Annotated in this window: 11 protein-coding genes; 3 read left to right on the top strand and 8 right to left on the bottom strand. The window is 66.4% G+C overall.

All coding sequences use genetic code 11. The features are described from left to right. Nucleotides 1-37: 37 nt before the first annotated feature. Entirely contained in the window at nucleotides 38-1,252 is a 1,215-nt protein-coding gene (locus ACTHQX_RS10670; RefSeq protein WP_440157469.1) for an ROK family protein, read from the bottom strand. Nucleotides 1,253-1,262: 10 nt separating this feature from the next. After that, complete coding sequence (locus tag ACTHQX_RS10665) at nucleotides 1,263-2,549, bottom strand: FAD-binding protein (protein ID WP_440157467.1); 1,287 nt, start codon at nucleotides 2,547-2,549, stop codon at nucleotides 1,263-1,265. Nucleotides 2,550-2,756: 207 nt separating this feature from the next. Here ACTHQX_RS10665 and xylA point away from each other — a divergent pair, with 207 nt between their 5' ends. The 3 genes from xylA (at nucleotide 2,757) to ACTHQX_RS10650 (ending at nucleotide 7,260) form a co-directional block, all read left to right on the top strand. Beyond that, nucleotides 2,757-3,947 (top strand): xylose isomerase, encoded by a 1,191-nt coding sequence (gene xylA, locus ACTHQX_RS10660; RefSeq protein WP_440157465.1) that lies wholly within the window; start codon nucleotides 2,757-2,759, stop codon nucleotides 3,945-3,947. A gap of 37 nt (nucleotides 3,948-3,984) precedes the next feature. After that, a complete protein-coding gene (locus tag ACTHQX_RS10655; RefSeq protein ID WP_440157463.1) occupies nucleotides 3,985-5,457 on the top strand; it encodes a xylulokinase in 1,473 nt (490 codons plus the stop codon). Nucleotides 5,458-5,661: 204 nt separating this feature from the next. After that, nucleotides 5,662-7,260, top strand: coding sequence for an HNH endonuclease (locus ACTHQX_RS10650; protein ID WP_440157461.1), 1,599 nt, complete (start codon nucleotides 5,662-5,664; stop codon nucleotides 7,258-7,260). Between the two features lie 53 nt (nucleotides 7,261-7,313). Here ACTHQX_RS10650 and ACTHQX_RS10645 read toward each other — a convergent pair whose 3' ends face one another. The 6 genes from ACTHQX_RS10645 to ACTHQX_RS10620 are packed head-to-tail and all read right to left on the bottom strand — an operon-like array spanning nucleotide 7,314 to nucleotide 13,273. After that, nucleotides 7,314-8,447, bottom strand: a complete 1,134-nt coding sequence (locus ACTHQX_RS10645; RefSeq protein ID WP_440157459.1) for a Gfo/Idh/MocA family protein — start codon at nucleotides 8,445-8,447, stop codon at nucleotides 7,314-7,316. After that, nucleotides 8,432-9,133 carry a ThuA domain-containing protein gene (locus ACTHQX_RS10640; protein ID WP_440157457.1) on the bottom strand — a complete coding sequence of 234 codons (702 nt, stop codon included), beginning with the start codon at nucleotides 9,131-9,133 and terminating at the stop codon, nucleotides 8,432-8,434. Before ACTHQX_RS10640 ends, ACTHQX_RS10645 begins: the two co-directional genes overlap by 16 nt. A 49-nt stretch (nucleotides 9,134-9,182) precedes the next feature. Further along, the gene (locus tag ACTHQX_RS10635; RefSeq protein ID WP_440157455.1) at nucleotides 9,183-10,187 is read right to left on the bottom strand and encodes a sugar phosphate isomerase/epimerase family protein; all 1,005 of its coding nucleotides are present in this window, start codon (nucleotides 10,185-10,187) and stop codon (nucleotides 9,183-9,185) included. After that, nucleotides 10,184-11,413 (bottom strand): Gfo/Idh/MocA family protein, encoded by a 1,230-nt coding sequence (locus tag ACTHQX_RS10630; protein WP_440157453.1) that lies wholly within the window; start codon nucleotides 11,411-11,413, stop codon nucleotides 10,184-10,186. The genes ACTHQX_RS10635 and ACTHQX_RS10630 overlap by 4 nt, the downstream gene beginning before the upstream one ends. Nucleotides 11,414-11,454: 41 nt before the next feature. Further along, entirely contained in the window at nucleotides 11,455-12,354 is a 900-nt protein-coding gene (locus tag ACTHQX_RS10625; RefSeq protein ID WP_440157451.1) for a carbohydrate ABC transporter permease, read from the bottom strand. Between the two features lies 1 nt (nucleotide 12,355). Then, entirely contained in the window at nucleotides 12,356-13,273 is a 918-nt protein-coding gene (locus tag ACTHQX_RS10620) for a carbohydrate ABC transporter permease (RefSeq protein ID WP_440157449.1), read from the bottom strand. Nucleotide 13,274: the final 1 nt, after the last annotated feature.

Below are 13,274 nucleotides of genomic sequence, written 5' to 3'. Positions count from 1 at the left end.
CCTTCTGCCGTTAAGCCGGCCTCTGCCGTGAACAGGCTTATGCCGTGAGGGCCGCCCCGAAGCCGGTGGGGTCCGCCAGGAACCGGGCGAATCCCAGTTCCGCCGCGCCGATCATCATCAGGTTGGAGCCGAGCGCCGCGGGGTGCACCCTGGCCTGGGCGGCCGGGCCATCCAGAGCCTGGGACAGCAGCAGGTCATCGAGCGTGGACGGCTCGAGGGCGTAGAGCACCCCTAGGAAGCCGTCGAGGATGATCACCTCCGGGTTGAAGGTGTTGACGGCGTTCCGGAGTGCGATGGCCAGGAAGCCCAGCTGCCGGGAGATCTCTTCGGCGACAGCAGGGCTGCCTGACGCGCGGAGGGCCTGCTCCAACTGGGAGGCGTCGCCGCCGGTGAGGCCCAGCAAACCAAAGAGCCGGCCCTGGGACACTTCGGTTTCCAGGCAGCCAACGGCTCCGCAGTGGCACTGTTTGCCGGAGGTGCGGACGAAGGTGTGGCCCAGTTCCCCCGCGTAGCCGGATGCCCCGCGGAGCAGCATGCCGTTGGAAATGATTCCCCCGCCGACGCCGCTGGCCCCGCCGTTGAGGTACACGAGGTTGTCCCGCCCTGCGCCGGCCCCGAAAATCAGTTCCGCCTCGGCGGCGAGCGAGGCGTCGTTGGCGGCCTGGCAAGCGTAGCCGGTGGCCTCGCCCAGCATCCGGGCCACAGGCTCGTCCCGCCAACCCAGGTGCGGCGCGTGGCGCACCGTCCCGTCGTCGGGGTTCACCAGGCCCGGCACCGCCACACCGATGCCGGTGATCCGGTAGGAGTGCTCCAGCTCCGTGCGCATCCCCTCGATCACGGCAGCGGCTATATTGACCGCCTCCCGTGCACTGGGAATCCGTTCGGTGGCGAACCGGATCTTCTTCTGGACGATGCCCCCGAGGTTGACCAGGCCAATGGTGACCGCGTCGATCTCCGGGTAGACCGCGAGCGCCGCAATCGAGGGGCTCGGACGCACCTCGGGGCTCGGCCGGCCCACCTGGGCTTCGCCGGTGGGGGCGGTTTCATAGACGAGGCCGAGCGCAACCAGCTGTCCGATCAGGGTTCCGACCGTTGACCTGTTCAGCCCGGTCGTCTTCGTCAGCTGCGCACGGCTGAGGACACGGTGATGGTGGACCAGGGACGTAATCAGCGCCAGGTTGTTCCGCCGGGAGGGGTCCAACTCGCTGGGCCGGGTGGTCGGGGCGGCCCGTCGGCGAGGGGAAGACATCATCGGAACAATATCAGCTGCCGAAAACCTTGGTGTCGAGGAAATCGTTGCGGAACTTCCCCTCCGGATCCAGGCGGTCCGCGAGGGCCTTGTAATCTGCGAAGCGGGGGTAAAGCGGCGCGAGGCGGGAGGCGTCGCCGTCGAACAGCTTGCCCCAGTGGGGCCGGGCGCCGAAGGGCGCCAGCTCCGCCTCGATCACGGGGAGCACGGCCTCGACGGCGGGCTGGTCCTGCCGCCAGGTGAGGTGCAGGCCAACGCTGTCAGTGCCGTAGTTCGGGCTCAGCCACAGGCTGTCCGCAGCCATGGTGCGGATCTCCGAGACCAGCAGCAGCGGAGTCACCAGGTGGGACAGCCGGCGCATAACCTGGATGGCGTCCACGGCGTGTTCGCGGGGGACGAGGTACTCGCTCTGCAGCTCGTCGCCCTTGCTCGGGGTGAATTCCATCCGGAAGTGGGCCAGCCTGTCCGACCATGGACCGGGCACGCCGAGTTGCTGCGTGCAGGTGGTTCCGGGCACGCCGGCGATGGGATGCCTCGGTTCTTTGGCCGGGCTGCCGCCGAAGAAGCCGGCGCGTTCGGCTATGGCCTCGGCCGGTACTGGCCGGGACTTCAGCCAGGCCTGGCCGATACGGTCCCCGCTCCAGTCGGTGAACAGGCTGACGCTGTACGCGGAGGAGGTGACGCCGTCGAAATTCTCCAGAACCTGGTCCCAGCCAAGGTCCTCGAACACCGTCTGCGAGACCGGAAACGTCGGTTCGATGTCCAGGGTCAGGCTGCTCACGACGCCCAGGGCGCCGAGGTTCACCACCATGCCGTCAAAGTCGGGTTCCCCGCGGCGCACGGTGAGGACCCCGCCGTCGGCGGTCACCAGTTCAAGGCCAGCGACGGCGGTGGCCAGGTTGCCGTTTCGGTCACCTGATCCGTGGGTGGCGGTGGCGACGGCCCCGGCCACCGAGATGTGGGGGAGGGACGCCAGGTTGTGCAGCGCGTAGCCCTGCCGCTGCAGCTCGGCGGCAAGGGTCCCATAGCGTGTGCCGCCGCTCACGGTCACCGTCATCGCGGCGGGGTCCACCTCGATGGCCGGCGCGAGGCGCTCGAGCGAGACCAGGGTGCCGGCGGTGTCGGCGATGCGGTTGAAGGAGTGCCGCGAACCGAGGGCGCGAAGCCTGGTCGCGCCGGCCACCAGGTCCTGAAGTTCCGCCACTGTGGTTGGCTCGAGCACCTCGGCGGCGGCGTACCTGAGGTTGCCCGCCCAGTTGTGCCCCGCGGTGTGCAGCTCAGTTCCTGCTTCGCTGACCATTGCCTGCCCTTCGTTTGGTGTTGCGGAGAACATAACATCAAGGGCGGCCTGACGATAGATGTTTCCGCAGATTGAGACTGCGCATTTAGTTCCGGAAGAACTGTTGACAGGCTGCGAAAAATGAATATGTTTGTTTGTGGAACATATTCAGGATCTACGCTTTCCTTCTTTAGGGGCAGGTCCCTCCAAACCAAACGGGAGCACTCAATGGCGATTCAGCCCACGCGCGACGACAAGTTTTCCTTCGGCCTGTGGACCGTCGGCTGGGAGGCCCAGGACCAGTTCGGTTCTGCTACCCGCCCGCCGCTGGACACAGTGGAAGCCATCAACCGGCTCAGCGATCTGGGCGCCTACGGCATCACCTTCCACGACAACGACCTGTTCCCGTTCGGCTGCTCCGCGGCTGACCGCCAGCGGGAGATCGACCGACTGACCGGCGCGCTGAAGGCCACCGGCATGGTGGTACCCATGATCACCACCAACCTGTTCAGCCACCCGGTCTTCAAGGACGGCGGTTTCACCAGCAACGACCGCGGTGTGCGCCGCTTCGCCCTCCGCAAGGTCCTGGAGAACATCGACCTGGCAGCTGAGCTCGGCGCCGAGACCTTCGTGATGTGGGGCGGGCGTGAAGGCAGCGAGTACGACGCCGCAAAGGACATCCGCGGTGCCCTCGAGCGCTACCGCGAGGCCGTGAACCTGCTGGGCGACTACGTGACGGACAAGGGCTACAACATCCGCTTCGCGATCGAGCCCAAACCCAACGAACCGCGCGGCGACATCCTGCTGCCCACCCTGGGCCACGCCCTGGCGTTCATCGAGACCCTCGAGCGGCCGGAGCTTGTGGGCATCAACCCCGAAACCGGCCACGAGCAGATGGCCGGGCTGAACTTCACCCACGGCATCGCGCAGGCGCTGTACCAGGGGAAGCTCTTCCACATCGACCTCAACGGCCAGCGCAGCATCAAGTTCGACCAGGACCTGGTGTTCGGCCACGGCGACCTGCAGAACGCCTTCTCCCTGGTTGACCTGCTGGAAAACGGAGGCCCGCAGGGCGGGCCTGCCTACAACGGCCCGCGCCACTTCGACTACAAGCCCAGCCGGACCGAGGACATCAACGGCGTCTGGGATTCCGCGGCCGCCAACATGCAGACCTACCTGCTGCTCAAGGAGCGCGCCAAGGCCTTCCGTACCGACCCCGAGGTGCAGGCTGCCCTGGAGGCGTCGCGGATTTCCGAGATCAACGTCCCCACCCTGAACCCGGGCGAAGGCTACGAGCAGCTCCTCGCCGACCGCTCGTCCTACGAGGATTTCGACGCCGACGCCTACTTCGGCGGCAAGGGCTTCGGTTTCGTGAAGCTCCAGCAGCTTTTCATCGAGCACCTGCTCGGCGCCCGCTAGTACTGCGGTGGCTGCTCCTATGTCAACGGCTGTTCCTGTGTCATTGGTTGCCGGTGTCGATTCCTCGACCCAAAGCTGCAAAGTGGTGGTGCTGGATGCGGATACCGGCGCCCTGGTCCGGGAGGGCCGTGCCGGCCATCCGGACGGCACGGAGGTCCACCCGGACCACTGGTGGCGGGCGTTGTCCGAAGCGTTCGACGACGCCGGGGGACTTGCCGGGGTCAGCGCGCTTTCCGTGGGGGGCCAGCAGCACGGCATGGTGCTGCTGGGCCGGGACGGCAACGTGCTGCGGCCGGCGCTGCTCTGGAACGACACCCGCTCGGCAGAAGCCGCCGCGGACCTTACCGAAGAAGTGGGCGCCGAGGACTACGCGAAGCGGACGGGCTTGGTACCGGTGGCCTCCTTCACCGTCACCAAGATCCGGTGGGTGCGCGATAACGAGCCGGACATTGCCGGCCGGGTGGCCGCCGTCGTGCTTCCGCATGACTGGCTGACCTGGCGTCTGCGGGGCTACGGCCCCGCGGACGCCAGCCCGCTCGGGCCCGATCTGGAGCAGCTCACCACGGACCGCTCCGATGTTAGCGGCACGGGTTACTGGAACCCCGCCACCGGTGAATACGACCTCGAGCTGTTCCGGCTCGCATTCGGCCGGGATGCGATCGAGGCCGGTCGCGGGGTTGGCGACGCTGGCGGTGCCGTGATCCTGCCGCGGGTCCTGGAGCCCGGCGCTTCGCCCGGCGCCGTCCACGCCGACATTGCCGGGCAGCCGATTTTGCTTGGCGCCGGTGCCGGGGACAATGCCGCAGCGGCACTGGGCCTGGACGCCCGGGCGGGTGACGTCGTCGTGTCCGTGGGCACCAGCGGGACGGTGTTCGCCGTCTCCGATGAGCCCATCGGTGACCCCAGTGGGACGGTGGCGGGCTTTGCCGACGCGAGCGGCCTGTTCCTGCCGATTGCCGTGACCCTCAACGCAGCGCGGGTGCTGACATCTATCGCCGGGTTGCTGGGTGTGGACTTCGACGAGCTGTCTCGGCTGGCCCTTGAGGCTGAACCGGGGGCCGGTGGAGTGGTGCTGGTCCCGTACTTCGAGGGGGAAAGGACACCCAACCTGCCGCACGCCACGGCCAGCTTCTCCGGGCTGACCATCGCCTCGACCACGCGCAGCAACATTGCGCGGGCCGCCGTCGAAGGGATGCTGTGCGGGCTGGCCGGAGGTCTGGACGCCCTTCGAGCTCTGGGTCATCCTGCCGAGCGCCTCCTGCTGATCGGCGGCGCAGTGCAGAACCCTGCGGTCCAGCGGATCGCCGCCCAGGTTTTCGACCTGCCCGTACTGGTTCCCAGTCCCGGCGAGTACGTGGCCCGCGGAGCTGCCGTGCAGGCGGCGTGGGCGCTGACAGGGGAGCGGCCGGACTGGAATCTAGCGCTGGACGGCAACCCTGAGCCCGACTTCCGCCCTGCCATCCTTGAGCAGTACAAGGTGGACCAGCACAAGGTGGCAAGCGCTGGCTGAGCCTTCCTCTGTTGGTTGAGCTTGTCGAGACGTCTTCCTGCCAGCCCAACTAAGTAGCAGCATAGGGCGTTCTCAGGCCTGGGAACGCCCTGTGCTGCTACCCAGTTTCCGTTCTCGGGCGGATCCAAAAAATGTTTTTGGATCCGCCTCAATCTGGTGCCCGACCGGCACTTTAATGTCGCACCCCCTTGGCAGACTGTGTTTATGGATGTTGTTGGGGAATCGGAGCTGGCTCTGGCAGCGGTGCCGCATGGCGGCGTCCAGCAGGCTGCTGCGTTCCCTGACGCTGATTTTCACTTCGCTGCGTTGCCCGATAATCGGTTTGCGGACGACGGGTTGCCGTATGACGATGATCCCGACGCCGTTTACCCGGCGTCGTTTCCGGAAGACCCGTTTCCCGAGGCCCTGTTTGCCGACCGTCCTTTCGACGACCTCTTTGACGACGGCGTTCTCTGGAGCGCTGCTGCACCCTGGGGCTGGTTTCTCCCGGCGGCTGACCTCACCGCCGACAACGCCGGCCTGATCGACCAAGTCCGAGCGTACGAGAACGTCAAAAGCTGGGCGGCCGGGCAACAGGCACGGCTTTCGGTGACCTTCGAGGCCCGGCTCCGCCTGGAACAAACGGAGGCTGGGACCTACGCGGATCGGACACTGGCCGCCGAGGACCTGGGTAAAGATCGCGGCAAAGACCCGGGCCTGGGCGCGGCCGAGCAGATCGCGCTGGCCCGGGGTGAGTCCCCGAACCGCGGAGGCCGGCTGCTCGGGATGTCCAAAGCTCTGGTCGTCGAAATGCCGCACACCCTAGGCGCGCTGGACACCGGGCAGCTGAACGAAGAGCGCGCCATGTATTTCGTGAAGGAGACGGCCTGCCTGACTGTGGAAGACCGGACCGCGGTCGATGAGGAACTCGCGGCCGACACCGGAACCTTCACCGGGGTCGGGACCCGCGCCGTCATCGCCGCTGTAAAAGCCGCCGCCACCCGCAGGGACCCGCGATCGGTCACCCAACGCGCGAGCCACGCCGCCTCCGAGCGGTCCGTCAGCCTGCGCCCGGCCCCCGACTGCATGACCTATTTCACCGTGCTGCTTCCCGCCAACCAGGGAGTCGCCGTGTACACGGCCCTCACCCGGAACGCCGAAACCCTCAAAGCCGCCGGAGACCCGCGCACGCTGAACCAGATCAAAGCCGACACCCTCGTCCACTGGACCACCGGCACCCCCGGCGGAATCAGCGGGATAGAGCTCAACCTCGTCATGACCGACCGCACCCTACTGCAGGGCGACAGCGAACCAGCCCGCCTGACCGGCTACGGCACCGTCCCCGCCGCCTGGGGCAGGGACCTGGTGACTAGCGAACAGGCCAAGGGAGCTGAGGAGCTGAAGGTTTGGCTCCGCCGACTCTACACCGCCGCGGAGACCGGTGACCTCGTCGCCATGGACTCGCGCAGGCGGCTCTTCCCCGCACCGCTGCGCCGTTTCATCCAAATCCGCGACGACACCTGCCGCACACCCTACTGCGACGCCCCCATCCGCCACCACGACCACATCATCCCTTGGCACAACGATGGTCCAACATCCCTTGCCAACGGCGCGGGTCTCTGTGAAGCCTGCAACCACACCAAAGAACTTCCCGGCTGGGCGGCACAGCCCAGGCCAGGGCCGCGACATACCTTCGAAATCACCACGCCCACCGGCCACACCTACCGCTCCACCGCACCGCCGCTACCGGGAGCAATCGGAACTCCCTCCAGCCTGCGCGAAAACGGCCAGCGGAGTGGCCACGGCCCGCCTCACGACGAATAAGGCGGCGGCGGAAATACCGCCGCCGCCGAATCGGGCGCAACCAGCTTCCAGCCCTACGAGCTGGCCTCCGCGACCTGGGCTGCCAGGGTAGTCAGTTCCACGGCCTCAGGACGTGCCGCTGTGCTGTGAATCTTCACAGCGGCGCCGCTCTTGGCCGAGGCGAGCACGGACTCCATCACCTCGAGGGCGTGGTAGGCAAGCAGTCCACCGGCGCGCGGCTCGGACCCCGGTGGAGTGCCGGCGAGGTCCGCGATCCCGAACCCCCTGCCGGAATCTACGTAACCGGCCGAAACGGGTAGCGTCTGCCAGTCCTCGGCGCCCAGCGCGAACAACTGCACGTCGCCGTCGAAGTGGTTGGGGTCCGGCACGGCAAGTGAGCCGAGCTCGCCGTGGATCTCGATATTGGGGCTCTTGGTTTTGACGGCGTCGAAGCTCATCACCAGCGTGGACAGTGCTCCTGAGGCGTGAACCAGCACGCCGGTGACGTGGGTGTCGGTGGTCACGGGAACGGTTTCGCCCTCACGGGGACCTGAGCCGATGGTGCGTTCTGAGCGCGTATGGCTGGCGGCGCCCATTACGGAAACGACGGGTCCCAGCAGGGTGACCAGGGCCGAAACGTAGTATGGGCCCATGTCCAGCAGGGGGCCGCCGCCGGGCTGGTAGTAGAAGTCGGGGTTGGGGTGCCAGCGTTCGTGGCCCGGAGTGACCATAGTGGCGGTGGCGGAGATGGGACGGCCGATCAGGCCGTCGTCGATTGCCTTGCGGGCTGTCTGGATTCCGGTACCCAGCACTGTGTCCGGAGCACATCCGACCAGGACGCCGGCCGCCTCGGCGGCCTCAAGCACTTCCCGTGCCTCCGCGGTTGTCGCTGCCAGCGGCTTTTCGCCGTAGACGCTCTTTCCGGCGGCGATGGCTTTGAGGGCGACGTCGGCATGGGCAGCGGGGATGGTCAGGTTCAGCACGAGTTCGACGTCGTCTGCCGCCAGGAGCTCCTCGACTGTGAGGGCGCGGACGCCCTCGTAGTCGTCGGCGACCGCCTGCGCGCGTGCAGGGTCCAGGTCTGCGACGGCCACGAGGCTGATGAGGTCCTGAAGGCGGCGGAAGCCGGCCAGGTACTGCTCAACAATTTTGCCGCAGCCGATGATTCCTACTCGTGTGTGCTCTCCTGCGTCTAGCGAGTTGCCCACAGCATGCCCCTTTCGATGATTGTGCGGACGTTGGTGTCCTGGAGAATTTCCACGCGGTGCCCGGGCGTGGCGACGAAGATACGCCCCTTGCCCCACTGGCGGGTCCAGATGGCAGGCGAGGTGACTTCACGGTTCCACGGGTCCCATTCGCGTACCTTTTGGGTGGTGGTGGCCAGGACGTCGATGTAGTCGTCGGCCAGGACCCAGTATTGTTCGGTGACGAGGTCGAAGTCGCCGATGCCCTCGGTGATGGGGTGTTGTTCCGCTGCGGGCAGCATGTTCACGGTGTAGGGAACATAGTTGTCCGCCTGCTCACCCTTGCGCTCGTCCGGGTGCTTGCCCGGGTGGCAGGCGAACTGTCCGCCGATCAGGTGCAGGTAGTCAGAGCTGTTGCGGTAGGAGTCCGCGATCCCGCCGTGCCAGCCGGCCAGGCCGGTACCGTTCTCGACGGCGGTCCGCAGGCCCTCGAACTCGTCTTTTTCGATGGTGGACATGGTCATGCACTGGACGATCAGGTCCACGCCGGCCATGTATTGGGCATCGGCATAGATTTTGGGTGATTCCTCCACCCGCACCTCGTAGCCTTGCTCTTTCAGGTATGGGATGAACAGCTCGGTGGCCTCAATGGGCTGGTGTCCGTCCCAGCCTCCGCGCACCACCAGGGCGGTCTTGTTCTCGCTTGTCATGGTTTCCTTGCAGTCTCGTCGGGTGAGGCGTTGGATTCTCTGATACAGCTCAGCGGGTGCTGAAGGCCGCGTCGAAGGCAGCGGCGGGCGGGCTGATGGCAGCAAGGTCTTTCACCATGGCCAGAGCCTGGGGTGCGCCCACGAGCCGGTCCATGCCGGCGTCTTCCCATTCGATGCTGGTGGGGCCGTCATAGCCGATCGCGTTCAGCGTGCGGAAGATCGGTTCCCATTTGACGTCGCCGTGTCCTGCGGTGACGAAGTCCCAGCCGCGGCGCGGGTCCGCCCAGGGCAGGTGCGAGCCGAGCCGGCCGTTGCGGCCGTTGAGCTGGCGGACCGACTCCTTCACATGCACGTGGAAGATCTTGTCGGCGAAGTCCTGCAGGAACATCACCGGGTCCAGGTCCTGCCAGATGAAGTGGGAAGGGTCGAAGTTCAGGCCGAAGTTTTCCCGGTGGCCGATGGCCTCCAGAGTGCGCTTGGCGGTCCAGTAGTCGTAGGCAATTTCGGAGGGATGAACCTCGAGAGCGAACCGGACCCCGACCTCGTCGAAGACGTCGATGATCGGATTCCAGCGCTCGGCGAAGTCCCTGTAGCCGCGTTCGATCATGGCATCCGAGGCGGGTGGGAACATGGCCACGCATTTCCAGATCGACGAACCGGTGAAGCCGGTGACGGTCTTGACGCCCAGCCTGGCGGCTGCCCGTGCTGTTGTCTTCATGGCGTCGGCAGCCCGGGCGCGGACGCCGTCGGGATCACCGTCGCCCCAGACCGTGGGGGAGAGGATGTCCCGGTGCCGTTCGTCGATGGGGTCATCGCACACCGCCTGGCCGGTGAGGTGGTTGGCGATGGCGTGGACTTTGAGGCTGTGTTTGTCGAGGATGTCGAGTTTTCCCTGCAGGTAGGCATCGTCCTCGACGGCGCGCTCCGGGTCCAGGTGGTCGCCCCAGCAGGCGATTTCCAGGCCGTCGAAGCCCCACTCGCCCGCGAGCCGGGCCACCTCTTCGAAGGGCAGGTCGGCCCACTGGCCGGTAAAAAGGGTGATGGGACGGGTCATGGCTGCACCTTCTGCCAGCGGCTGTCGTCGGTGGCGCTGGCTTCCACGGCGGCCAGTACCTTTTGCACCTGCAGTGCCTCGGCGAACGACGGCGATGGCTGGCGGCCCTCGCTGATCGCGTTGACGAAGTCCACCACCTGATGGGTGAAGACGTGCTCGTAGCCGAGGCCGTGGCCGACGGGCCACCAGTTACCGGTGTAGGGGTGTTCCGGTTCGGTGACCTGGATCCGGCGGAAGCCGGCGTCGGGCTCTTGGGCGGCGTCGTAGAAGGACAGGGAGTTCATGTCCTCGAAGTCGAACGCCAGCGACCCCTTGGTGCCGTTGAGTTCAAGACGCATGGCGTTCTTCCTGCCCAGGGCGAAGCGGGTGGCTTCGAACACTCCAATAGGCCCGTCATCGGAAGCGCCGCCGTCGGAAACGCCGCCGTCGGAAGTGCCGCCCTCGAAGCGGGCGCTGAAGATTGCCGCGTCATCAACAGTGACGGAACCCAGCTCCACGTCCTCGCCGGTGGCGCCGTGCCCGCCGAGGCCCACGAAGTCCCCGCCCACGGGGCGTTCCTTGACGAAGGTCTCGAGCAGGGCGGAGACCCCGGTGATCCGGCGGCCGGTGATCCACTGGGCGGCATCGATGCTGTGGGCGCCGATGTCCCCGAGTGAACCGGATCCGGACATTGCCTTGTCCAGCCGCCAGGTGAGCGGGGCATTGGCGTCGCTGAGCCAGTCCTGGAGGTACTGGGCGCGGACATGGCGGATCTGTCCCAGCCGCCCGGCGTCGACCATTCGCTTGGCGAGGGCCAGTGCAGGGGTGCGGCGGTAGCTGAAGCCGCACATCGAATACACACCGCGGGCTGCTGCCGAGTCCGCGGCCGCGGTCATCAATTCGGCCTCCTCCACGGAGTTGGCGAGCGGCTTCTCGCACAGCACGTGCTTGCCCGCTTCCAGTGCCGCGATGGCGATCTCGGCGTGGGTGTTGCCGGGGGTGCAGATGTCGATCAGGTCGATGTCGTCCCGCTCGATCAGCCTGCGCCAGTCGGTTTCGACGCCGTCCCAGCCGTATTTGCCGGCAGCGGTCCGGACGCCCTCGGCGTTCCGGCCGGCCACCGCGGACAGCTCCGGCTGAAGCGGCAGGTCGAAGAAGCGCGGGGCCGTCCGCCAGGCGTGGGAGTGCGCGGCGCCCATGAAGGCGTAGCCCACCATCCCGACGCGCAGGGGCTTACGGTCACTCATTGGTTTGTTCCTTTCATTCTTCGGCTCAGTTGCGGAGCTGCTCACTTGCTGAATCCGGCGGTCAGGCCGCTGAGCAGCTGGCGGCGGGCCATCACGTAGAGCACCAGCAGCGGCAGCGTGGCGAGGACCACGGAGGCCAGCACTGCGGGGATGTTGGCGGTGAACTCGTCCTGGAAAGTCCACAGGGAGAGCGGCAGCACGCGGGTGGAAGGGCTCTGGGTCAGGATGAGCGGGAACAAGAAGCCGTTCCAGACGTGCAGGGCGTTGTAGATGCCCACCGTCACCACCGCGGGGCGCATCAGCGGCAGCGCAAGGCGCCACATCATGGTCCAGTCGCTGCATCCGTCCAGCCGCATGGATTCGAACAGGTCATTGGGAACATCCCGCATGAAGTTGGACAGGATCAGTACCGAGATGGGGATGGCGAAAGCGATCGAGGGCAGGATCAGCGCCAGGAGGGTGTCGTACATGTGGGCACGGGTGATCATCCAGTAGATCGGGATGATCGTGGCGTGCAGCGGGATGGCCAGGCCCAGCAGGAACAGCTTGCTGGTGGAGGTGATGAACCAGCCGCTGCCACGCACGATTGCATACGCGGCCATGAAGGAGACCAGCAGGGCGGGAATCACACTGCCGGCAGTGACGATCAGGCTGTTGGCGAAGTACTTCGCGAAATCCTTTTCCAGGACAAGCTTGTAGTTGTCCAGCGTCGGCTCGGTGGGCGGCATCATCGGGTTGGTTGTGAAGAACCCGGCCTGGTCCTTCAGGCTGGTGATGATGACGTAGTAGACGGGCAGGATGATCACTGCGAGCCAGATCCACCCCCCGAGCGACCCGATGAGATTGGGACGCCGGCCGGGGCCCTTGCCGCCGCGCGGTGCGGGCTGCCGCCTCGTGGCCGGGGCCACGGGAGGAACTGCGAGCTCAGTGGTTGAGGCCATGTCAGGCTCCTTCGAGTTGGCTTGCGCTGCGGTTGCGTCCGCCGAGCCGCTGCAGGAAGAGGGCCAGGACCAGGCCGATGACGACCAGGATGACGCCCAGCGCGCTGGCCGCGCCCATGTCGTTGGCTTTGAAGCCGGTGAGGTACATGTGCAGCGGAAGCAGGCGGGTCGAATAGCCGGGACCGCCGGCTGTCAGGACGAAGACCAGGTCGAAGTAGGCAAGGGATCCCACGACCATCAGTGTGGAGGAAGTGATCATGGTGTACTTCAGCTGCGGCAGGGTGACGTGGAAGAACTGCTTGACCCGGCCTGCCCCGTCGATCTGTGCCGCCTCATACAGCGAGGCGGGGATCTGGCGGACACCGCCTTGATAGATAAGGGTGTGGAAGGGAACGAACTGCCAGGCGATCACGAACACCACCACGAACAGCACGAGGTCCGAATTGCCGAGCCAGTCCTGGGCGAGGGCGGGGATGCCCAGCCCCGGCCCCATCCCGAAGTTGGGGTCCAGGAGGGCCTTGAATGCGATCGCGACAGCTGCGGACGAGAGCAGCAGTGGCACGAAGTACAGCACCGCAAGGGCCGCCCGGTACTTTTGCGCGCCCGAGGTGAAGACGCCCAGCAGCAGGCTGATGGGCGCCTGGACAACGAACGAATAGACGATGATCTTGGCGGTGACAAGCAACGCGTTGCCGGTCACCGGATCGGTGAGGACGGAGGCCCAGCTGCCGACGCCATCCAGTCTGATTTCACCCAGGCCGTCCCAGCTGGTGAAGCTGAGGAACAGAACCCCGGCCAGCGGGATTACGGCGAAGACCAGAAAGAAAACCAGTGCCGGCGCGACGAGCCACCCCGACGGACCCTTGCTCAGGCTTCGCCTGCTCAGGGTCCGCCGGGAGGTGCTTGTAATCGAAGCCACG

It is taken from the genome of Arthrobacter sp. SAFR-023 (assembly GCF_051965295.1).
Lineage (GTDB): Bacteria > Actinomycetota > Actinomycetes > Actinomycetales > Micrococcaceae > Arthrobacter.
This window is presented reverse-complemented; position numbering and strand designations above follow the sequence as displayed.